At 71.7% G+C, this 19,637-nt stretch carries 15 protein-coding genes; 8 read left to right on the top strand and 7 right to left on the bottom strand.

All coding sequences use genetic code 11. The features are described from left to right. Window positions 1-23: 23 nt before the first annotated feature. Window positions 24-2,789, bottom strand: a complete 2,766-nt coding sequence (gene secA, locus ASC99_RS26965) for a preprotein translocase subunit SecA (RefSeq protein ID WP_057236802.1) — start codon at window positions 2,787-2,789, stop codon at window positions 24-26. Window positions 2,790-3,058: 269 nt separating this feature from the next. On the opposite strand from secA, the gene ASC99_RS26960 reads away from it, so the two are divergent. Further along, on the top strand, window positions 3,059-4,231 hold the full coding sequence (locus tag ASC99_RS26960; protein WP_057236800.1) for a winged helix-turn-helix domain-containing protein: 1,173 nt from the start codon (window positions 3,059-3,061) through the stop codon (window positions 4,229-4,231). A 99-nt stretch (window positions 4,232-4,330) separates the two neighbouring features. Beyond that, window positions 4,331-6,130, top strand: coding sequence for an FAD-dependent oxidoreductase (locus ASC99_RS26955; RefSeq protein WP_057236798.1), 1,800 nt, complete (start codon window positions 4,331-4,333; stop codon window positions 6,128-6,130). A 27-nt stretch (window positions 6,131-6,157) separates the two neighbouring features. Here the strand turns inward: ASC99_RS26955 and ASC99_RS26950 are convergent, their stop codons facing one another. Next, window positions 6,158-6,889 carry a response regulator transcription factor gene (locus ASC99_RS26950; RefSeq protein WP_057236796.1) on the bottom strand — a complete coding sequence of 244 codons (732 nt, stop codon included), beginning with the start codon at window positions 6,887-6,889 and terminating at the stop codon, window positions 6,158-6,160. Between the two features lie 164 nt (window positions 6,890-7,053). Continuing rightward, window positions 7,054-7,746 carry a ribosome hibernation-promoting factor, HPF/YfiA family gene (gene hpf / locus ASC99_RS26945; protein ID WP_057236794.1) on the bottom strand — a complete coding sequence of 231 codons (693 nt, stop codon included), beginning with the start codon at window positions 7,744-7,746 and terminating at the stop codon, window positions 7,054-7,056. A gap of 364 nt (window positions 7,747-8,110) precedes the next feature. On the opposite strand from hpf, the gene ASC99_RS26940 reads away from it, so the two are divergent. Next, window positions 8,111-8,821: a ComF family protein gene (locus ASC99_RS26940; RefSeq protein WP_057236792.1), complete on the top strand. Its 711-nt coding sequence runs from the start codon at window positions 8,111-8,113 to the stop codon at window positions 8,819-8,821. On the opposite strand, the gene ASC99_RS26935 is transcribed toward ASC99_RS26940, so the two are convergent. The 3 genes from ASC99_RS26935 to mtrA all read right to left on the bottom strand — a co-directional run bounded on the left by ASC99_RS26935 (window position 8,809) and on the right by mtrA (window position 13,442). Continuing rightward, window positions 8,809-10,623 carry an LpqB family beta-propeller domain-containing protein gene (locus tag ASC99_RS26935; protein WP_057236790.1) on the bottom strand — a complete coding sequence of 605 codons (1,815 nt, stop codon included), beginning with the start codon at window positions 10,621-10,623 and terminating at the stop codon, window positions 8,809-8,811. The two genes, ASC99_RS26940 and ASC99_RS26935, sit on opposite strands and share 13 nt — an antisense overlap. A 10-nt stretch (window positions 10,624-10,633) precedes the next feature. Continuing rightward, the gene (gene mtrB, locus ASC99_RS26930; RefSeq protein ID WP_369824262.1) at window positions 10,634-12,694 is read right to left on the bottom strand and encodes an MtrAB system histidine kinase MtrB; all 2,061 of its coding nucleotides are present in this window, start codon (window positions 12,692-12,694) and stop codon (window positions 10,634-10,636) included. A 70-nt stretch (window positions 12,695-12,764) separates the two neighbouring features. Next, a complete protein-coding gene (gene mtrA, locus ASC99_RS26925) occupies window positions 12,765-13,442 on the bottom strand; it encodes an MtrAB system response regulator MtrA (RefSeq protein ID WP_057236786.1) in 678 nt (225 codons plus the stop codon). 215 nt (window positions 13,443-13,657) lie between these two features. Between mtrA and ASC99_RS26920 the strand changes: the two genes are divergently transcribed. The 5 genes from ASC99_RS26920 to ASC99_RS26900 all read left to right on the top strand — a co-directional run bounded on the left by ASC99_RS26920 (window position 13,658) and on the right by ASC99_RS26900 (window position 19,025). Beyond that, a complete protein-coding gene (locus ASC99_RS26920) occupies window positions 13,658-14,794 on the top strand; it encodes a hypothetical protein (protein WP_157531771.1) in 1,137 nt (378 codons plus the stop codon). Between the two features lie 4 nt (window positions 14,795-14,798). Further along, on the top strand, window positions 14,799-15,455 hold the full coding sequence (locus tag ASC99_RS26915; protein WP_057236783.1) for a DUF4129 domain-containing protein: 657 nt from the start codon (window positions 14,799-14,801) through the stop codon (window positions 15,453-15,455). Next, window positions 15,452-16,651, top strand: coding sequence for a DUF4350 domain-containing protein (locus ASC99_RS26910; RefSeq protein WP_057236781.1), 1,200 nt, complete (start codon window positions 15,452-15,454; stop codon window positions 16,649-16,651). The genes ASC99_RS26915 and ASC99_RS26910 overlap by 4 nt, the downstream gene beginning before the upstream one ends. A gap of 68 nt (window positions 16,652-16,719) precedes the next feature. After that, window positions 16,720-17,682: a MoxR family ATPase gene (locus tag ASC99_RS26905; protein WP_057236825.1), complete on the top strand. Its 963-nt coding sequence runs from the start codon at window positions 16,720-16,722 to the stop codon at window positions 17,680-17,682. 32 nt (window positions 17,683-17,714) lie between these two features. Then, window positions 17,715-19,025, top strand: coding sequence for a DUF58 domain-containing protein (locus ASC99_RS26900; protein ID WP_057236779.1), 1,311 nt, complete (start codon window positions 17,715-17,717; stop codon window positions 19,023-19,025). A gap of 37 nt (window positions 19,026-19,062) precedes the next feature. Here ASC99_RS26900 and ASC99_RS26895 read toward each other — a convergent pair whose 3' ends face one another. After that, window positions 19,063-19,461 (bottom strand): DUF4440 domain-containing protein, encoded by a 399-nt coding sequence (locus tag ASC99_RS26895; protein WP_057236777.1) that lies wholly within the window; start codon window positions 19,459-19,461, stop codon window positions 19,063-19,065. Window positions 19,462-19,637 lie beyond the last annotated feature (176 nt).

Raw genomic sequence — 19,637 nt, 5'->3', positions numbered from 1 at the left:
GCGCCCCTGACGAACGGTCAGCCCTACTTCCGGCGACGGCCCTTCGCCGCCCGCGCGGCCTTGCGGCGCTCGGCCCGGGTCAGCCCGTCGCCCTCCTCGGCGCCGAGGGTGTCCTCGAAGTCGCCCTCGACGACCGTCTCGTCGCCGTCCACCGACGGGGCGGTGTAGTGCAGGCGCTGCGGCTTCGGGACCTCCAGGCCCTTGGCCTTGATCTCCGGACGGGACGCCGCGGCGTCCTTCTCCAGCCTGGCCAGGGTCTCCTCGGTGTCCGCCAGCGGGACCTCCTCGACCTGCTGCTCGACCTGGACCTCCAGGTTGAACAGGTAGCCGACGGACTCCTCCTTGATGCCCTCCATCATGGCGCCGAACATGTCGAAGCCCTCACGCTGGTACTCGACCAACGGGTCGCGCTGGGCCATCGCCCGCAGGCCGATGCCCTCCTGCAGGTAGTCCATCTCGTACAGGTGCTCGCGCCAGCGGCGGTCCAGCACCGAGAGCACCACCCGGCGCTCCAGCTCACGCATGATCTCCGAGCCGAGCTGGTCCTCGCGGGCGCCGTACTGCGCCTGGATGTCCTCCTGGAGCACCTTGGTGAGGAACTCCGAGGTCAGGCCGGCCGGGCCGCCGGCCTCCTCCTCGAGCTCCTCCAGCTCCAGGGTGAGCGGGTAGAGCTGCTTGAGCGCGGTCCACAGCTTGTCGAGGTCCCAGTCGTCCTCGAAGCCCTCGCCGGTCGCGGCACCGACGTACGCGGCGACGGTGTCGTCCATGAAGTGGCCGACCTGCTCCTGCAGGTCCTCACCCTCCAGGACGCGGCGGCGCTCGCCGTAGATGACCTCGCGCTGACGGTTCAGCACCTCGTCGTACTTGAGGACGTTCTTGCGGATCTCGAAGTTCTGCTGCTCGACCTGGGTCTGCGCCGAGGCGATGGCGCGGGTGACCATCTTGGACTCGATCGGCACGTCCTCCGGCACGTTGGCCATCGCGAGCACGCGCTCGACCATGCCGGCCTTGAAGAGGCGCATCAGGTCGTCGCCGAGCGAGAGGTAGAACCGGGACTCGCCCGGGTCGCCCTGACGGCCGGAGCGGCCGCGCAGCTGGTTGTCGATCCGGCGGGACTCGTGGCGCTCCGTGCCGAGCACGTAGAGGCCACCGATGCTCTGGACCTCCTCCTGCTCCGCCTTGACCGCGGCCTTGGCCTTCTCCAGCGCGGCCGGGAAGGCGGCCTCGTACTCGTCCGGAGTGTCCAGCTCGGTCAGGCCGCGCTGGGCCAGCTCGGCCGCCGCGAGGTGGTCGGCGTTGCCGCCCAGCATGATGTCGGTACCACGGCCGGCCATGTTGGTGGCCACCGTGACGGCGCCCTTGCGGCCCGCCTGGGCGACGATCTGCGCCTCGCGCTCGTGGTGCTTGGCGTTCAGCACCTCGTGCGGGACACCGCGCTTGCGGAGCTCCTGGGAGAGGTACTCGGACTTCTCCACCGAGACGGTGCCGACCAGGATCGGCTGGCCCTTCTCGTGCTTCTCGACGATGTCCTCGACCACGGCGGCGAACTTGGCCGGCTCGGACTTGTAGATCAGGTCCGGCTGGTCGATCCGCAGCGGGTTCTTGTTGGTCGGGATCGGGACCACGCCGAGCTTGTAGATCTGGTGGAACTCGGCCGCCTCGGTGGTGGCCGTACCGGTCATGCCACCGAGCTTGTCGTACAGCCGGAAGAAGTTCTGCAGGGTGACGGTGGCCAGCGTCTGGTTCTCGTTCTGGACCTCCACCCCCTCCTTGGCCTCGATCGCCTGGTGCATGCCCTCGTTGTAGCGACGGCCCGCGAGCATCCGGCCGGTGTGCTCGTCAACGATCATGACCTCGCCGTTCATCACGACGTAGTCCTTGTCGTTCTTGTAGAGCTCCTTGGCCTTGATCGCGTTGTTCAGGAAGCCGACCAGCGGGGTGTTCACCGACTCGTAGAGGTTGTCGATGCCGAGGTAGTCCTCGACCCGGCCGACGCCCTCCTCCAGCACACCGACGGTGCGCTTCTTCTCGTCCACCTCGTAGTCGCGGTCGCGCTTCAGGCGCTGCACCAGCTTGGCGAAGTCGGCGTACCACTTGGTCGCCTGGTCGGCCGGGCCGGAGATGATCAGCGGCGTACGGGCCTCGTCGATCAGGATCGAGTCGACCTCGTCGACCACCGCGAAGTTGTGGCCGCGCTGCACCAGCTCGTCCTGCGACCACGCCATGTTGTCGCGCAGGTAGTCGAAGCCGAACTCGTTGTTGGTGCCGTACGTGATGTCCATCGCGTACTGGCGCTTGCGCTCGGCGGGCGACATGCTGCCGAGGATCACGCCGACCTCGAGGCCGAGGAAGCGGTGCACCCGGCCCATCCACTCCGAGTCACGCTCGGCGAGGTAGTCGTTCACCGTGATCAGGTGGACGCCCTTGCCGGTCAGCGCGTTCAGGTACGCGGGCAGCGTGCCGACCAGGGTCTTGCCCTCGCCGGTGCGCATCTCGGCGACGAAGCCGAGGTGCAGGGCGGCGCCACCCATCAGCTGGACGTCGTAGTGCCGCTGGCCGAGCACGCGCTTGGCCGCCTCGCGGACGGTGGCGAACGCCTCGGGAAGGATGTCGTCCAGGGTCTCGCCGTCGGCCAGCCGCTGCTTGTACTCATCGGTCAGCGCGCGCAGCTCGTCGTCCGTGAGGTTGACGAAGTCCTCTTCGATGGAGTTGACCTGGGCGGCAATCCGCTGCAGCTTGCGAAGGGTCTTACCCTCGCCGGCGCGCAGGATCTTGTCGAAGACGGACACTTGGGCGGGCTCCTTGCCTGGATTGGCTTTGGACGACTGCACGATGGGTCGACCCCACCGCACGGGCCATCGTATGCGAGGAGTCCAACGCGCCGGGAGGTGCGTCAGCACGGTAATACCGTGTCACCCGTCGGAGCACAACCACCGATAGCATCCCGGTCCGGACAAATCGACCCACCGGCCTTGCTCCTCGCGCTCGTTGTTACGTACGAAACGGGCCCTTGGTTCCCGGACCTGCGCTGTCGGACCCGGGCTCTACGCTGCTGGGCATGACCGCCCCGAGCTCTCCCGCCCCGACCGTCGAACTCTCCGCCGACGACGCCCGCCGGATCGCGCTGCGCGCCCAGGGCCTGCTCGGCGCCCCGGACCGCCGGTCCGGTGTCCGGGGCGTGCTGCGCCACCTCGGCGCGGTCCAGCTGGACACCATCTCGGTGCTGGCCCGCTCGCACGAGCTGATCCCGTACGCCCGGCTCGGCGCGGTCGGCCGCCCGGCGATCGAGACGGCGTACTGGGGCTCGGCGGCCACCTTCGAGTACTGGTCGCACGCGGCCTGCATCCTGCCGATCGAGGAGTGGCCGCTGTTCGCCTTCCGCCGCCGGGGCTACCGCGGCCGGGGCCACCTCTGGGGTGCCGAGGTCACCGAGGAGACTTACCTGCGGGTGCTCGACCAGCTGCGCGCGGAGGGCCCGCTGACCTCCACCGAGCTGGGCGGCGCGAAGAAGACCTCGGAGTGGTGGGACTGGTCCGACACCAAGATCGCGGTCGAGCGGGCGCTCGCCTTCGGCGACGTGGTCTGCACCGAGCGACGGAGCTGGAAGCGGGTCTACGCACTGGCCGAACAGGCCGTCCCCGCCGCGCTGTTCGAGCAGGACCTGACCGATCAGGAGTGCGTCCGGCAGCTGATCGCCCAGGCCGGGGCGGCCCTCGGCGTGGCCACCCGGGCCGACCTGATGGACTATCACCGACTCAAGGCCAAGCACTTCGACGCCGCACTGCCCGAGACCGGCCTGGTCCCGGTCACGGTGGCCGGCTGGGGCGCACCGGCCTGGGCCGACCCGGCGGCACTGGCGACCGCCCCGCGCGGGCGGCACCGCACCACACTGCTCTCGCCCTTCGACTCGCTGGTCTGGGACCGCCCCCGCACCGAGCGGATCTTCGACATGGCGCACCGGCTGGAGGCGTACACCCCCAAGCACAAGCGGGTGCACGGCTACTTCGCGATGCCGCTGCTGGCCGGCGGCCGCCTGGTCGGCCGGGTCGACCCGGCCCGCGAGGGCCGCACCCTGGTGGCCCGTCAGGTCTCGCTGACCTCGCCCCGGCACGTCGGAGCGCTGGCCGAGGCGCTGCGCGAGGCCGCCTCCTGGGTCGGCTGCACGGACGTCCGGGTGGAGGCGCTGCACGACGAGTCGCTGCGCCCTGCGGTGGAGAAGCTGCTCGCCTGACGGCTGGTCGGTTCGAGTGATCTTCGTCGGCCGGGCGTGCCTTTGGTGATCACCCGCCGTTGCCCCGTGGTGTCCGCACCACGACCGTTTGGAGCAACGATGGGTCCAACTGCCACCACTGCCCGGGCCTGGCTGAGCCGCCGCGCCCTGCTCGGCACCGCCGCCGTCGCGACCGCGGCGGGCGCGGTCGGGTTCGCCCCCCGCTCCGTGGCCGCGCCGCAGTCCCGGGCCGACGAGGCGGTCAGCCGGGATCTGGCCCGCAAGATGCTGATGGTCGCCGACGACGAGCGGACCGACCTCACCCTCGAGTACCTGAAGATCCTGATCGACGGTCAGCTCCCGCCCGGCCCCGCCACCACCGGCACCAAGCGCAAACGCGTCCTGGTGGTCGGAGCCGGCGTCGCCGGGCTGACCGTGGCCACCCTGCTCAAGCAGGCCGGGCACCAGGTCGTGATCATCGAGGCCAACGGCAGCCGGGTCGGCGGCCGGATCAAGACCTTCCGCGGCATGTTCACCGACTCCCGGCTGTACGCCGAGGCCGGCGCGATGCGGCTGCCCGACTTCCACCCGCTGGTGCTCGCACTGGCCGACAAGCTGGGCCTGAAGCGGCAGTTGTTCTACAACGCCGACATCACCCCGGGCACCCGGGCCGTCGGGGCGGCGCCCGCGGTGACGTACCGCTCGTTCACCGGCGAGACCTGGAGCAACGGCTCCGAGCGGGAGTTCCGCCCGCCGGGCGCCAACTTCCGCACCTTCCTGGCGGTCAACGGCCTGCAGACCACCAAGGCCGCGTACGCGCAGTCCCCCGCCGAGGTGAACCGCTCCTTCGGCGCCCGGTTCGAGACCACCGCCGCCAAGGCGGTCGACGAGGCCTTCGCCAAGGTCACCGTGGGCCCCGGCGACATCCGGCAGCGGCTGGACGGCTGGACGGGGGTCTTCCAGCAGTACGGCTACCACTCCACCCGGCAGTTCCTGCGCGAGGAGGCCGGCTGGGACCCGGTCTCGGTGCAGGCCGCCGGGACGCTGGAGAACATGACCTCCCGGCTGCACTACTCGCTGATCCCGACCCTGATCGACCACGCGGTGATCAGCCCGACCAACCGCTACTGGGAGCTGGAGGGCGGCACCGACACCCTCACCACCAAGCTGGCCGAACCGCTGGCGGCCGAGCTGCGGATGGGCCGCCGGATGACCCGGCTGACCCAACAGGGCGACGGGGTACGGATCGAGACGGTGGCCGAGACCGGCGACGAGGAGTCGCCCGACGGCGCGCCGACCGACCCGACCGAGGTCTTCGAGGGCGACTACGCGATCGTCACCATCCCGTTCAGCGCGCTGCGGTTCTGCCGGATCGAGCCGCTGATGTCCTACCCGAAGCGCCGGGCGGTGACCGAGCTGCACTACGACTCGGCGACCAAGGTGCTGCTGGAGTTCCGCACCCGCTTCTGGGAGGACGGCCCGCACGGCTTCACCGGCGGCGGCTGCGTCTCGGACAGCGCGAGCCGGTTCACCTACTTCCCCTCGCACGCACCCGACGGCGCACCGGGCGGCGTGGTGCTGGCCGCGTACACCTGGGCGGACGACGCGATGCGCTGGGACTCGCTGACCCCGGGCGAGCGGTACGCCTTCGCGCTGAACGACCTGGAGCGGCTGTTCGGGCCCCGGGTCCGCCGCGAGTTCACCGGCGTCGGCGTCACCCAGTCCTGGGCCAGGGCCCGCTACGCACTCGGCGAGGCGGTCATCCCCACGCCCGGCCAGCTGCACGAACTCCACCCAGCCGCCCGGCTCCCCGAGGGCCGGGTGCACTTCGCCGGTGAGCACACCAGCCTGAAGCCGGCCTGGATCGAGGGCGCGCTGGAGTCCGCCGTACGGACCTTCCTGGAGGTCAACGACCGCTGACGGACCGTCGGATCCTGGGGGTCGGGCCTACCCGATCTCCAGGATCTTCTCCCGCATCGCGTAGACCACGGCCTCCATCCGGGAGTGCAGCTGGAGCTTCTCCAGGATGTTCCGGACGTGGTTCTTCACCGTGTTCTCGCTGATGAAGAGCTCCTTGGCGATCTCCCGGTTGTTCATCCCGGTGGCGACCAGTTTGAGCACCTCCAGCTCACGGTCGGTCAACCGTGGCGCGGGCACCAACTCCCGGTCGTCCGAACGCCGTTGGATCATCGACTTGAACTCGGTGAGCAGCTTGGAGGCCATCGCCGGGCTGATCTGCGACTGCCCGTCGGCGACCGCCCGGATCGCGGTGGCCACCTCGTCGGTGGAGATCTCCTTGAGCAGGTAGCCGGTGGCCCCCGCCTTGATCGCCTCGTAGAGGTCGGCTTCCTCGTCGCTTATCGTCAGCATGATGATCTTGGCGCTGGGCACCACGTCCTTGATCGCGGTGCAGGCCTCGATCCCGCTCCGCCTGGGCATCCGGACGTCCATCAGGATGATGTCCGGCAGCAGGTCGGCCGCCTTGACCAGCGCCTCGGCGCCGTCCCCCGCCTCGCCGACGACCCGGATGTCCTCCTCCTCGGCCAGCACGATCTCCAGGCCTCGGCGGAACAGGGCGTGGTCGTCCACCACCAGCACCCGGATCGGTTCGGCCCGGCGCGGCGGGTAGTCCGCCGCCTCCCGGGCCTGTTCGGCCGTCAGACCGAATCGATCCCCCATCCGTGCCTCCCCGTGACCCGTCAGTGTCCGGCCATCATTCCACGAAGCGCCGTCCCCGATCACCCTCCGCCGTCGGCCCGCCCAGCTGGGTGACCCCCGGCGGCCGAAGCCACCGGGGGTCACCCGTTCACCGACTGCTGTTCGGTTGTCGCAACGGGGCCCGGTCAGTCGTCGTCGGGCCCGCCGATCGCACCACCGGCGCCGCCCACCTCACCGACGGTCGAACCGTCCGTGGCCAGGTGGATCACGCCGTAGTGGTAGCCGTGACGCCGGTAGACCACGCTCGGCAGGCCGCTGTCCTTCTCGACGAAGAGATAGAAGTCGTGACCGACCAACTCCATCTCGAACAGCGCCTGGTCCAGCGCCATCGGCACGGCGCCGTGGGTCTTCTCGCGGACGACGAGCGGACCGTCGCCCTCCACCTCCAGGGATCCCATCATGGTCTTGCGAACGGCACCGTTGGCCCCGGTGCTCGGCCGCTCCGCCTCGGGGAGCGCGGCGAGCGCGGCCGTCGCCTCGGCGACGCTGATCGGGGTGCGGCCGTTGCCGCCCTTGTGCACCCGGCGCCGGTCGGCCGACTTGCGCAGCTGCGCGTCGAGCTTCGCCGAGGCCAGGTCGAGCGCCGCATAGGGATCCGCGGCGGCGGCCTCGGCCCGGATGACCGGGCCACGGGTACGCATGGTGATCTCGACCCGCTCGGAGCGGTCGGCCTGACGCGGGTTGTGTTCCTTGGACACCTCGACGTCGAGGCTGATCACCTTGTCGTCGAACTTCTGGACCTTCTCCAGCTTCTCGGCCACGTGCTCGCGGAACCTCTTGGGCACCTCGGTCTTGCGGCCCTTGACGACGATGTCCACGCAGAACTCCGATCCCTTGTGCTGACGCCGATCCGGAGTGCTCACCGGACCGGACTGAGACCCAGCCGGACCAACCTCATCTGTCGCCGACCCCGCGGTTCGCCGGGAGCGGCGAGCGCGACTGGCCCTCACCTCACTTCCTCCCCACCAGGAACGCTTGAAACCCCTTGGAGCCTTATCGAACACCTCACACCGGGATTTCGCCTCCCCAGCCTTGTGCCGGTCGAACAACCTAGTGGCGCAGCGCTGGCGGTACAGCTGTTCCACCCTGTTTACCCTCCTGGGGGTGAAACATCGGTAAACGTCTGGACAACACCCCCAGGGCGGACCACCGTTTGGCCCAGCCGCACCCGAGGAGGCCGCCATGGCCGTCCACCTGCTGTTCGAACTACCCGAACTGCTCGACCTCCTGCTGCCCACCACCTGCGCAGGCTGCCGGACCGGCCGCACCCAGCTCTGCCCCGCCTGCCGCACCGTGCTGAGCGCCACCAGGGCGGGCCTGGCCGGGCCGCAGCCGGCCCCGCCCGGGCTCCCCCCACTACACGCCGCAGGCCCGTACGCGGACCCGGTCAGGCGGCTGCTGATCGCCCACAAGGAGCGCGGCGCGCTGCGGCTGGCCGGGCCGCTGGGGCAGGCGCTGGCCCGGGCCGTCCGCCCGTTGCTGGACGGCCGTCCTGTGCTGCTGGTGCCGATGCCCTCCACCCGGCGCTCGGTCCGGGCCCGTGGCCACGATCCGACGCTGCGCCTGGCCAGGGCCGCTGCGCGGGAGCTGCGCCGGGGCGGCCATCCGGTCCGGGCCGCGCCGGTGCTGCGGCACTGCCGCGCGGTGGCCGACCAGTCCGGGCTGACCGCCGCGCAGCGCCGTACCAATCTGCACGGCGCGCTCACTCCCAGGCCCGGGGCGGCCCGGCTGCTGACCGGCCGTCATCCGGTGCTGGTGGACGACCTGGTGACCACCGGGGCCACCCTGGCCGAAGCGGCCCGGGCGCTCACCGCGCTCGGCCACCCGCCGCTGGGCGCCGCCACGGTCGCGGCGGCGGTCCGCCGGACCCGGCCGGGGAATCAGCCGGGATAGCTGAACATCCAGGCCCCCGGCTGGCCCTGGATCTCGCGCCACTGGTTGCCGACCAGGCGGTAGATCTGGTGCTTGGTCAACGAGGTGGCGAGCACCGGGGGTGCCTTGTCCGACTCGCGGTCGCGCGCCTCCGTGGCGGAGATCGAGGACATCGAGTCGCCGCCCTGGAGCACGAAGTCGGAGCTGACCGAGCCGTCGGTGCCGAAGTAGTGCAGCTGCTGGAGCTTCCCGTCCTCCTTGCCGAGCACCAACAGCTGGTCGGTGTCGGCCCAGGAGACCGAGACCACCTCGCTGAGCACCGTGCCGACCGGCCGCAGCTCGGTCACCCTGGCGGCCGGGGCGGCCGGGGTGCCGGAGTGCTCGACCCGGCCGATCAGCAGGCTCTGCGGACGGCCCGGCTCCGCCACCACCAGCGCGATCCTGGTGCCGTCCGAGGCCACCTTGAGCGAACGCACGCTGCGCCCGCCCAGCCCCTCGATCGGGACCGTCGTGGTGGTCTTGCCGCGGACCACCTTCACCTCGGAGCCGTCCCGGGCCCGGTCGACCACCCAGAGCGAGCCGCGTCCGTCCCAACTGGGCGAGGTCAGCCCGTCCTCCGGCCCGACGGCCGGGCTGATCAGCACGGGGGCGCCGAGCTTGCCGCCCTCGGTCACCGACAGCTTCTTGCGGTCGGCACCGACCACGGCGGCCTCGGTGCCGTCCCTGCGGACCGCGAACTCGCCCGACTTCGGCGCGGTCTCCTGCCCGAGATCGCCGGCCACCGGCGCGCCCTTGGCGAGGTCGCCCGAGGTCTGGGTCAGCTGCCCGTCCCCCGAGAAGTAGTACTGCTGCGTCCCGGCCGTGCCGCCGGCCAGCGCGCCGGGGGCGATCTGGGCGGTGCGGCCCGCGTCGGTCTGGCAGCTGCCCCGGTCACCGACCAGGTCCAGGCGCACCAGCTGGGACTTGCCCGGCAGGTCGGAGAGGGTGTGGAAGAGCTGGGCGGCCATCTGCTGGCAGCGCGGCTGGATACCGCCGAAGTCCGGCACGCTGATCCGTACGGTGGCGACACCGCCCTCGGTCACCGTGACGCCGTCCCGGATCTTGGTGGTCTTGTCGAAGACCGGATCGACCACCTTGCCCAGCCAGCCGGAGGGTCCTTCGACCAGCGCCCTGGCGGCCGAGGTGAACGGGTCTATTCGGCCCCGCAGGTAGACCGGGTCCGGCACCAGCACCGGGGTCTGCCGGTCGGCCCACGGGTCCTCGGCGGACGGGTAGTAGAGGTGCACGGCGCGGTAGCCGTTCTTGAACGTGGTCTGATCGATGATCAGACCGTCCGGGAGCTCGTCGATCCGCCACTGCCCCTTGTTCTTGCCCTCGGTCTCCTTGACGAAGGTGAACTTCCGCTCGAACCGGGGGTCGTGGGCCGTCCGGTAGGTGTGCTTGCCGTCGAGTGAGGCGACCTGGTTGCCCGTCACGCTGATCACGGCCCGGGTCTCCTCCGAGCCGTCGACGGGCAGTCCCACCGAGGTGGCGCCCAGCACCGCCACCCCCGCGTCGGGGTTCCACCGCTTGGCCGCCGCCACGGTCAGGTACTCCTTGGCCGTGACGTAGTCGGGCTCGTCCGCGTTGGCGGCGCCCAGGAAGCCCTCCAACAGGCTCTCCGGCCCGTCGCCGGGGTGCGGGGCGATCGGGAAGACCCGGACCTGGAGGTTGTCCGAACTGCCCGCCTGCGGGAGTTCGACCCGCTCCGGCGGCCCGTCGGAGGGCATCGCGACACAGCCTGCGGTGAGCGTCGAGACGATCACCATGCCGAGCGCGCCCACGGCCCGTCGGTCAGTCCTGTCCGTCCTCGGCACGCTCGGCCCCCTCCGTCTCGCTCTGGTCGGCGTCGTCACCGGACGCCTTCGGCGCAGCGGGCGGCCGGACCGCCGAGCGGTCCACCACCACCTGTGCACCGGTCGCACCGTACCCCGCTGCCGCGGTCCGGACGTCCGAGGGGTCGGAGACCGGTGCGGTCGGCGCCTTGCCGAGCCCGGGGCCGATGCTCAGCACACCGCCCAGCCCGCTGCCGAGCCCGCTGCCGAAGCCACTGGTGGGCGTCTCCGGCGTCTCCGGCACCTCGCCGCCGGGCTCCCCCGACACGGTGAGCGCGGTGGCCCCGGTCGGGCGGGCCCGCCGGTACGGCGCACCCGTGGAGTTCAGGCCGCGGTTGTGCCGGGAGTCCTCCGGCTCCAGCCGGAACGGGGCCCGGCTGATCTCGCCGCCCCGGGTACGCGGCAGGGTGAGCCGGAAGTGCGAGCCGCCGCCGGGCTCGCCCCAGGCCTGCAGCCAGCCGGCGTGCAGATGGGCGTCCTCGACCGCGATCGACAGCCCGAGGCCGGTACCCCCGGTGGTCCGCACCCGGGACGGGTCGGCCCGCCAGAACCGGTGGAACACCCGGGACGCCTCGCCGGGCTTGAGCCCGATGCCGTAGTCCCGGACACCGACCGCGACCGCGCCCCCGGCCGAACCGAGCCGGATCACCACGTCCCGGCCCTCGCCGTGCTCCAGCGCGTTGACCACCAGGTTGCGCAGGATGCGCTCGATCCGCCGGGAGTCCACCTCGGCGACCACCGGCTCCTCGCCACCACGGATGATCACCGCACTGCCCTTGGCCTGCGCCAGCGGGTCGGCCGCCTCGACCACCCGGCCGACCACCTCCCGCAGGTCCACCGGCTCGGCGTCCAGGATCGCCGCGCCCGCGTCGAACCGGCTGATCTCCAGCAGGTCGGCCAGCAGCGACTCGAACCGGTCCAGCTGCCCCTGCAACAGCTCCGCCGAACGGGCCGCCATCGGGTCCAGGTCGTCCCGGCTGTCGTAGATCAGGTCGGCCGCCATCCGCACCGTGGTCAGCGGGGTGCGCAGCTCGTGCGAGACGTCCGAGACGAACCGCCGCTGCACCCGGGAGAGTTCCTCCAGCTGCCGGATCTGCGCCTGGAGCGCGTTGGCCATCCGGTTGAACGATTCGCCGAGGCGGGCGATGTCGTCGGTCCCGGTGACCTTCATCCGCTCCTCCAGGTGCCCGGCGGCGAGCCGCTCGGAGATCCCGGCGGCCATCCGCACCGGGGTCACCACCTGACGGACCACCAACCAGGCGATGCCGCCGAGCAGCATCACCACGAACAGCCCGGCGGTCGCCAGGGTGCCGGTGACCAGGTCGAGGGTCTTGCTCTCCTGGCCGAACGAGAAGACGTAGTAGAGCTGGTAGCTGTTGTTGTCCGGCCCGGAGAAGTGCTTGCCGATGACCAGCCCGGGCTCCTCGTAGGGCGGGCTGTCACGCTTGATCATCGTGGTCTGCTCGTGCGAGACCGACGGCTCCGCCGCGACCCGTGCCTGCAGCTCGGGGGAGATCGAACTGGGCAGGATGTCACCCGAGTAGTACGCGCCGCGCAGACCGGCGCTGGGGGCGCTCTCCACCTGTCCGGTACCCGGCACCAGGGCGATCACCGAGTAGACCCCGGTGCCGCCGCTGGCCAGGTCGGAGACCTGCTTGATCAGCCAGGTGCTGCTCGCCTCGCGGGTCGGGTCGTTGTTCGCCCCGACCTTGGCCTGCAGGTTGATCGCGTCGTTGATCTTCTCCTGCTCGATCTGGAAGCCGCCCTTGGCCTGGCCCTGGGCCGCGTGCTTCTTGGCGTCCAGCAGCCCGGTCCGTACCTGGGCCACCACCACCACACCGAGCACCAGCACCACGGCGAGCGACAGCAGCAGGGTCGCCGCCACCACCCGGACCTGGATCGATCGCCGGTAGAGCGCCAGCAACCGGTGGACCGGACGCCGGAACTGACGGCCCACCGACGCGAGCAGTGCCCGCAGACCACGCGGGGGCCGGTGGCCCTCGGTGGTCGAGCTCAGCACGTCCCCGCGCACGGCGGACTCCCCGTCGGCGGCGGTGCCCGACGGGGAGTCGTCAGTCTGGTGAGTCACGTCAGCTGGGTCCGGCCTTGTATCCGACGCCACGGACCGTCACGACGATCTCGGGACGCTCCGGGTCCTTCTCGATCTTCGAGCGGAGCCGCTGGACGTGCACGTTGACCAGCCGGGTGTCGGCGGCGTGCCGGTAGCCCCAGACCTGCTCCAGCAGCACCTCGCGGGTGAACACCTGCCAGGGCTTGCGGGCCAGCGCGACCAGCAGGTCGAACTCGAGCGGGGTCAGCGGGATACCCCGCCCGTCCCGCTTCACCGAGTGGCCCGCCACGTCGATCACCAGATCGCCGATCGTCAGCTGCTCCGGAGTCGGCTCCTCGGCCCGGCGCAGCCGGGCGCGAACCCGGGCCACCAGCTCCTTGGGCTTGAACGGCTTGACGACATAGTCGTCGGCACCGGACTCCAGGCCCACCACGATGTCGACGGTGTCGGTCTTCGCCGTCAGCATCACGATGGGCACGCCGGACTCGGACCTGATCTGCCGGCAGACGTCGATACCGTCCCGCCCCGGCAGCATCAGGTCGAGGAGGACCAGGTCAGGCTTGGTCTCCCGGAACGCGGCTAGTGCCTTGTCCCCATCCGCGACGAAAAACGGTTCAAAACCCTCACCACGCAACACGATGCCCAACATCTCGGCCAGTGCGGTGTCGTCATCGACGACAAGGACGCGTCCCTTCATGGGTCCATCCTCTCATTACCGGATTGTGACCTGCCGCACAGCCGTGCCATTCCGGCGCGCCTTGGCTCGCCAAGTCGGTCATTTAGTAGCAAAGTTCACAGCTCTCGTCCCGGCGGCCCGGCGTCCACGATCTACGCCAGGACCGACCTGCGATCACCCACCCCCACCATGGCACGATGGGCGGCACAGAGTACCGATTCCGCCAGGGAGCCGTGATGACCGACACTCCGGGCTGGGCCTCGCCCAGCTCGCCCGAGCCGCCCCGAGAGGACGCCGGCCCGTCGGCAGCAGTGCCCCCCGCTCCAGGCCCAGGCCCGTACGACGCAGCTTACGGCCAGTCGCCCTACGGTCAGGCCGGACCGCAGGCCGGTGGACCGCAGCCGGGCTGGGGTCAGCCCGGCTGGGGACCGCCGCCCAGCCCCAAGCCCGGCGTGATCCCGCTCCGGCCGCTCGGCGTCGGCGAGATCCTGGACGGCGCGTTCACCACCGTCCGCACGTACTGGCGCACCACGCTCGGCCTCAGCCTCGGCGTCGCCGCGCTCGAACAGAGCCTGATGGCCGTCGCCCAGTGGTGGCAGTACGAGCAGCCGGACGCGGTCGGCCCGCTGATCATGCTGGGCATCGCCTATCTGGTCGCCCCGCTGCTCGGCATCGTGGCCACCGCGCTGCTCACCATGGTGGTCAGCAAGGCGATCCTCGGTCAGCCGGTGTCGCTCGGTGCCGCCTGGGCCGCCGCCAGGCCGCAGCTGCTCAAGGTGACCGGGCTGAGCCTGATCACCGGGCTGATCGTGGCGGTCGTCCTGGCGGTCTCCTTCCTGCCGGCGATCATCGTTGCCGTCGCCGGTGATCCCACCCCCGGTTCCGTGATCCTGGCGGTCTCCCTCCTGCTGCCCGGGGTCGCGGCGGCGATCTGGATCGGCGTCCAGCTGAGCCTGGCCGCGCCCGCCCTGATGCTGGAGAAGCAGGGCGTGTTCACCGCACTGTCCCGCTCCCGGCGGCTCGTCAACGGTGCCTGGTGGCGCACCTTCCTGATCACGCTGCTGATCCAGGTACTGGCCATCGTCTTCACCATGATCGTGATGACCCCGTTCACCATCGTGGGCGCCATCTTCGGTGCCGGGAGCATGGGCGGCGACGACAACCCGTTCGCCGGACTCAGCGCCGCCGGACCGCCCGCGATGATCCTGGTCATCTCGATCGGCGCGATCCTGGCCTCCACCCTCACCGTCCCCGTGCTGGCCGCCGTCAACGTGCTGCTCTACGTCGACCGCCGGATCCGCCGCGAGGGCCTGGACATCGAGCTCACCCGGGCCGCCGGCATCCCCGCCCAGTACGGGCCGCAGGGGACCTGACCGGATGCCCAACTGGGGGGAGTGGGTCCCGCTCGACGGAGCTCCGGTCACCGTCGAGCGCGACCCGGCCCGGGACGCCGCCCGCGCCGAACTGCTGAACCCGGCCTACCACCGGCACGACCCCAGCCTGCTCGAGCGCGTCAAGGACTGGATCTTCGAGCAGCTCGACCGGGCGTTCGGCGCGGTCGGCCTGCCCAGCGGCGGACTGACCGCCACGGTGGTCTTCCTGCTGATCGCCGTGCTGCTGGCGGCCGCCCTGTGGTGGCGGTTCGGCCTCCCGCGCCGGGCCGCCAGGACTGCCGCAACACTGTTCGACAGCACCGGCCCCGCCACCGCCGCGGACCACCGCGCCGCCGCTGCGGCACACGCCGCCGCTGCCGCCTGGGACGACGCCGTCCGCGAGCAACTGCGCGCCCTGATCCGGGGGTTGGAGGAGCGCACACTGCTGGACGTCCGCCCCGGGCGGACCGCCGACGAGGCCGCCGCCGAGGCCGGCCGGGTGCTGCCCGAGCACGCCGACGCACTCCGCCGGGCCGCCCGGACCTTCGACGACGTGGTCTACGGCGAGCACGCCGCCGACCAGGCGGCGTACCACTCGCTGCTGGAACTCGACCGGGCGGTCGGCGCTGCCCGGCCGACCCTGACCGGAGCCGCCGGATGACCACCTCCACCCCGGTCGACGTCTTCCCCGGCTGGGCCCAACTCTGGCGCCGCAGCCGGTGGTTCCTGGCTGCCGCGGTCTTCGTCCTGCTGGTCGCACTGCTGATCTCCGGCCTGGGCGGCCACCGTGAGTACCCGCCGCTGGACCCGCGCGACACCGACCCGCACGGCACCAGGGCCGCCCTCCACCTGCTGGAGGAACGCGGCCTGACCACCCGTACGGTCGCCACCGAGGACGAGCTCACCGCCGCCCTCGCCGAACCCGGCACCACCGTGGTCGTCCCCTTCACCGCCCCGATGACGTCCCGTCAGCTCGTCCTGCTCGGGCGTCAGCACCGGGGCAGCGACAGCCGCCTGGTGCTGATCGGCCCGGACAACAACGCGCTCGCCGCCATCACCCCCGACATCGCCCTGGCCACCGACCCCGCCGGCAACCCGCTGTACGAGGACCCGACCGCCGTGGACCCCGGCTGTGCGCTCCCCGAAGCCACCCGGGCCGGGCGGGCCGAACTCGGCGGTCTGCTCTACCGCCCGGGCCCGGGCGACGTCGGCTGTTACGCCGTCAGCGGCCACCCCGCCCTGGTCCGGCACACCGACCCGGGCTCCCGCGAGATCGTCGTGCTCGGCAACGCCCGGGCCCTCACCAACGACCGGCTGGACGAGCAGGGCAACGCCTCGCTCGCCCTCGGCCTGCTCGGCTCCCGACGCCAACTGGTCTGGTACCTCCCGGACTTCAGCAACATGCCGGACGGCGAGCAGCCCAAGAGCCTGACCGACTTCATCCCGGCCGGCTGGAACTGGGCCGCCCTCCAACTCGCCATCGCCGCCCTGCTCACCGCCCTCTGGCGGGGCCGCCGACTGGGCCCGGTGGTCACCGAGGAACTGCCCGTCGTGGTCCGCGCGGCCGAGACCACCGAGGGCCGGGCCCGGCTCTACCACCGGGCGAAGGCCCGCGGCCGCGCCGCCGACGCCCTGCGCCGGGCCGCCCGGCACCGGATCGCCGCCACCCTGGGCATCCCGCTCAGCACCGGCGAACCCGAGCCGACCGCCCTGTGCGCCGCCGTCGCCGACCGCGTCCAGCAGCCCGCCACCGACCTGCACGCGCTGCTCTACGGCGCCGCACCCACCGACGACGCCGCGCTGCTGCGGCTGACCGACCAACTCGATGCCCTGGAAAGGCAGGTACGACAGCCGTGACCGAGCAGGCCACCCCCACTCCCCTCACCAAGACCGACGCGACCCCGGCCCCTGCCGACGCTCCGGTCCTGGATGCTCCCGCCTCCGACGCCAGGGCCGCGCTCACCGCGCTGCGGACCGAGATCGCCAAGGCCGTGGTCGGCCAGGACGCCGCCGTCACCGGCCTGGTGGTGGCCCTGCTCTGCGGCGGCCACGTACTGCTCGAAGGCGTCCCCGGAGTCGCCAAGACCCTGCTGGTGCGCACCCTCTCCACGGCGCTCAGCCTGGAGACCAAGCGCATCCAGTTCACCCCCGACCTGATGCCCGGTGACGTCACGGGCTCGCTGGTCTACGACGCCAGGACCGCCGAGTTCTCCTTCCAGCCCGGCCCCGTCTTCACCAACCTGCTGCTCGCCGACGAGATCAACCGCACCCCTCCCAAGACCCAGGCCTCGCTGCTGGAGGCGATGGAGGAGCACCAGGTCACCGTCGACGGCGAGCCCCGCATGCTGCCCGAGCCCTTCCTGGTCGCCGCCACCCAGAACCCGGTCGAGTACGAGGGCACCTACCCGCTCCCCGAGGCCCAACTCGACCGCTTCCTGGTCAAGTTGATCCTCCCGCTGCCGACCCGCGAGCAGGAGTTCCAGGTACTCGCCCGGCACGCCGCCGGCTTCGACCCGCGCGACCTGGCCGCCGCCGGGGTCCGCCCGGTGGCCGGACCGGCCGACCTGGCCGCGGCCCGCGCCGAGATCGCCAAGCTCACCGTCTCCCCCGAGGTGCTCGCCTACATCGTCGACCTCTGCCGAGCCACCCGGCAGTCCCCGTCGCTCTCCATCGGCGTCTCCCCGCGTGGCGCCACCGCCCTGCTCGGCACCTCCCGCGCCTGGGCCTGGCTGGCGGGCCGCGACTACGTCACCCCCGACGACGTCAAGGCACTCGCCCTGCCCACCCTGCGGCACCGGGTCCAGCTCCGCGCCGAGGCCGAGATGGAAGGCGTCACCGCCGACTCGGTCATCCAGGCCGTGCTGGCCCAGACCCCGGCCCCACGCTGACCCTCCGTCACCCTTCCCTAGGAGCAACCCCGATGGCCCTGACCGGCCGAACCGCCCTCATCGCCGCGCTCGGCGCGCTGGTCGTGGGCCTCCTGCTGCCCTCCTGGGCCGGGATCGGCGCGGTCGGCCTCCCGCTCCTGCTCGCCGTGCTGGCCGATCTCGTGCTCGCCGCCCCGGTCCGCAGCCTGCGGTTCGAACGGGGCGGCGACACCACGGTCCGGCTCGGCGACCCGGCGGACGTCGAACTGTCCGTCACCAACCCGTCCCGGCGCCGCCTTCGGGCCAGGCTCCGCGACGCCTGGGCCCCGTCCGCCTGGGCCCCCGGCACCGCCGTCCCCGGCTCCCGGCACACCCTGACCATCCCGGCCGGCGAACGCCGCCTACTCACCACCCGGCTCGCGCCCACCCGCCGTGGCGACCAGCGCTCCCACCGGGTCACCGTCCGCTCGCTCGGCCCGCTCGGCCTGGCCGCCCGCCAGGGCTCCCACCAAGTCCCCTGGACCGTACGGGCGTTGCCGCCGTTCGCCAGCCGCAAGCACCTGCCGTCCCGACTGGCCAGGCTGCGCGAACTGGACGGCCGCACCTCACTGCTGAGCCGTGGTCAGGGCACCGAGTTCGACTCCCTGCGCGAGTACCTGCCCGGCGACGACGTCCGCTCCATCGACTGGCGCGCCAGCGCCCGCCGCAACACCGTCGCCGTCCGCACCTGGCGCCCCGAACGCGACCGGCACGTGCTGATCGTCCTCGACACCGGCCGCACCTCGGCCGGCCGAGTCGGCGACGCCCCCCGGCTCGACGCCGCCCTGGACGCCGCCCTGCTGCTGGCCGCCCTCGCCACCAAGGCGGGCGACCGGGTCGACCTGCTCGCCCACGACCTGCACGTCCGCCGCACCGTCCTCGGCCGGTCCGCCTCCGAGGTGCTGCCCGCCTTCACCAACGCGATGGCCACCCTCGAGCCCGCCCTGGTCCAGACCGACCTGCGCGCCCTCACCTCGGCCACCCTCCGGCTGGCCCCGCACCGATCCCTGATCGTGCTGCTCACCGGACTGGACGCCGGGCCGATCGAGGAGGGCCTGCTCCCCCAGCTCCCGCTCCTCACCAAGCGCCACGAGGTCGTACTGGCCTCGGTCGCCGACCCCCGACTGGACGAGCTCGCCGCCACCCGCGGCACCGTCCAGGACATCTACGGCGCCGCCGCCGCCGAACAGACCCGCGCCGACCGGACTCGTACCGCCGGCCGTCTCACCCGCCGCGGCATCACCGTCCTGGACGCCCCGCCAGCCGCGCTCCCCCCGGCCCTGGCCGACACCTACCTCGCCCTCAAGGCCGCCGGCCGCCTCTGATCCCGGCGCCCGGCGGCCCTTGTGGCGAGCCGGGCAATCAGGGCTGGTCGTACCAGGAGAACGCCGCGATCCGCCAGCCGTCCTCGGTACGGACGAACTGGATCGTCTTCGTCCCACCACCCTCGAACGGCTCACCGTCCAGAACCCCGGACTTGCTGTACTCACCGAACCGGCACGCGATGTCCCCGGCGATGTCGGTCCGCTCCGAGGTCTCCCACTCGTTGAACTCCGTCAGCCGACCATCGGCCAGCAGCCGCTCACGAGGCTCTATGAACTCCTCCACGGTGTAGGCCGTCAGCCCTCCACCGGTCTTGACGATCACCCCACCCGGCAGCATCAGCCGGCGAATCCGCCCCACATCGGCGGTCTTGCCACCCCGGTTGTCGAAGGACCCGAAGAACTCGGCGGTCACCTTGTCGATCTCACTCTTGGACATGGCGGGAACGTAACACGACCCCGAACACCCGTGTCGAGTCATTAGGAGTTGGTCCGGAAATGCAGAAAGCCCCACCGGTTACCCGGCGGGGCTTTCTGACTAAAGATTGTTCGGCGGCGTCCTACTCTCCCACAGGGTCCCCCCTGGCGTCCTACTCTCCCACAGGGTCCCCCCTG

The sequence above is a fragment of the Kitasatospora sp. Root107 genome, assembly GCF_001424875.1.
Lineage (GTDB): Bacteria > Actinomycetota > Actinomycetes > Streptomycetales > Streptomycetaceae > Kitasatospora.
Note: the sequence above shows the minus strand (reverse complement) of the source record. Positions and strands in the feature narration are given on the sequence as shown.

Excerpts from the sequence above, each read along its gene's own strand:
- ASC99_RS26955 (WP_057236798.1), top strand. The coding sequence starts at position 4,331 with ATGGGTCCAACTGCCACCACTGCCCGGGCCTGGCTGAGCCGCCGCGCC.
- ASC99_RS26910 (WP_057236781.1), top strand. The coding sequence starts at position 15,452 with ATGACCACCTCCACCCCGGTCGACGTCTTCCCCGGCTGGGCCCAACTC.
- ASC99_RS26950 (WP_057236796.1), bottom strand. The coding sequence starts at position 6,889 with ATGGGGGATCGATTCGGTCTGACGGCCGAACAGGCCCGGGAGGCGGCG.
- ASC99_RS26940 (WP_057236792.1), top strand. The coding sequence starts at position 8,111 with ATGGCCGTCCACCTGCTGTTCGAACTACCCGAACTGCTCGACCTCCTG.
- ASC99_RS26960 (WP_057236800.1), top strand. The coding sequence starts at position 3,059 with ATGACCGCCCCGAGCTCTCCCGCCCCGACCGTCGAACTCTCCGCCGAC.
- mtrA (WP_057236786.1), bottom strand. The coding sequence starts at position 13,442 with ATGAAGGGACGCGTCCTTGTCGTCGATGACGACACCGCACTGGCCGAG.
- ASC99_RS26915 (WP_057236783.1), top strand. The coding sequence starts at position 14,799 with ATGCCCAACTGGGGGGAGTGGGTCCCGCTCGACGGAGCTCCGGTCACC.
- ASC99_RS26920 (WP_157531771.1), top strand. The coding sequence starts at position 13,658 with ATGACCGACACTCCGGGCTGGGCCTCGCCCAGCTCGCCCGAGCCGCCC.
- ASC99_RS26900 (WP_057236779.1), top strand. The coding sequence starts at position 17,715 with ATGGCCCTGACCGGCCGAACCGCCCTCATCGCCGCGCTCGGCGCGCTG.
- ASC99_RS26895 (WP_057236777.1), bottom strand. The coding sequence starts at position 19,461 with ATGTCCAAGAGTGAGATCGACAAGGTGACCGCCGAGTTCTTCGGGTCC.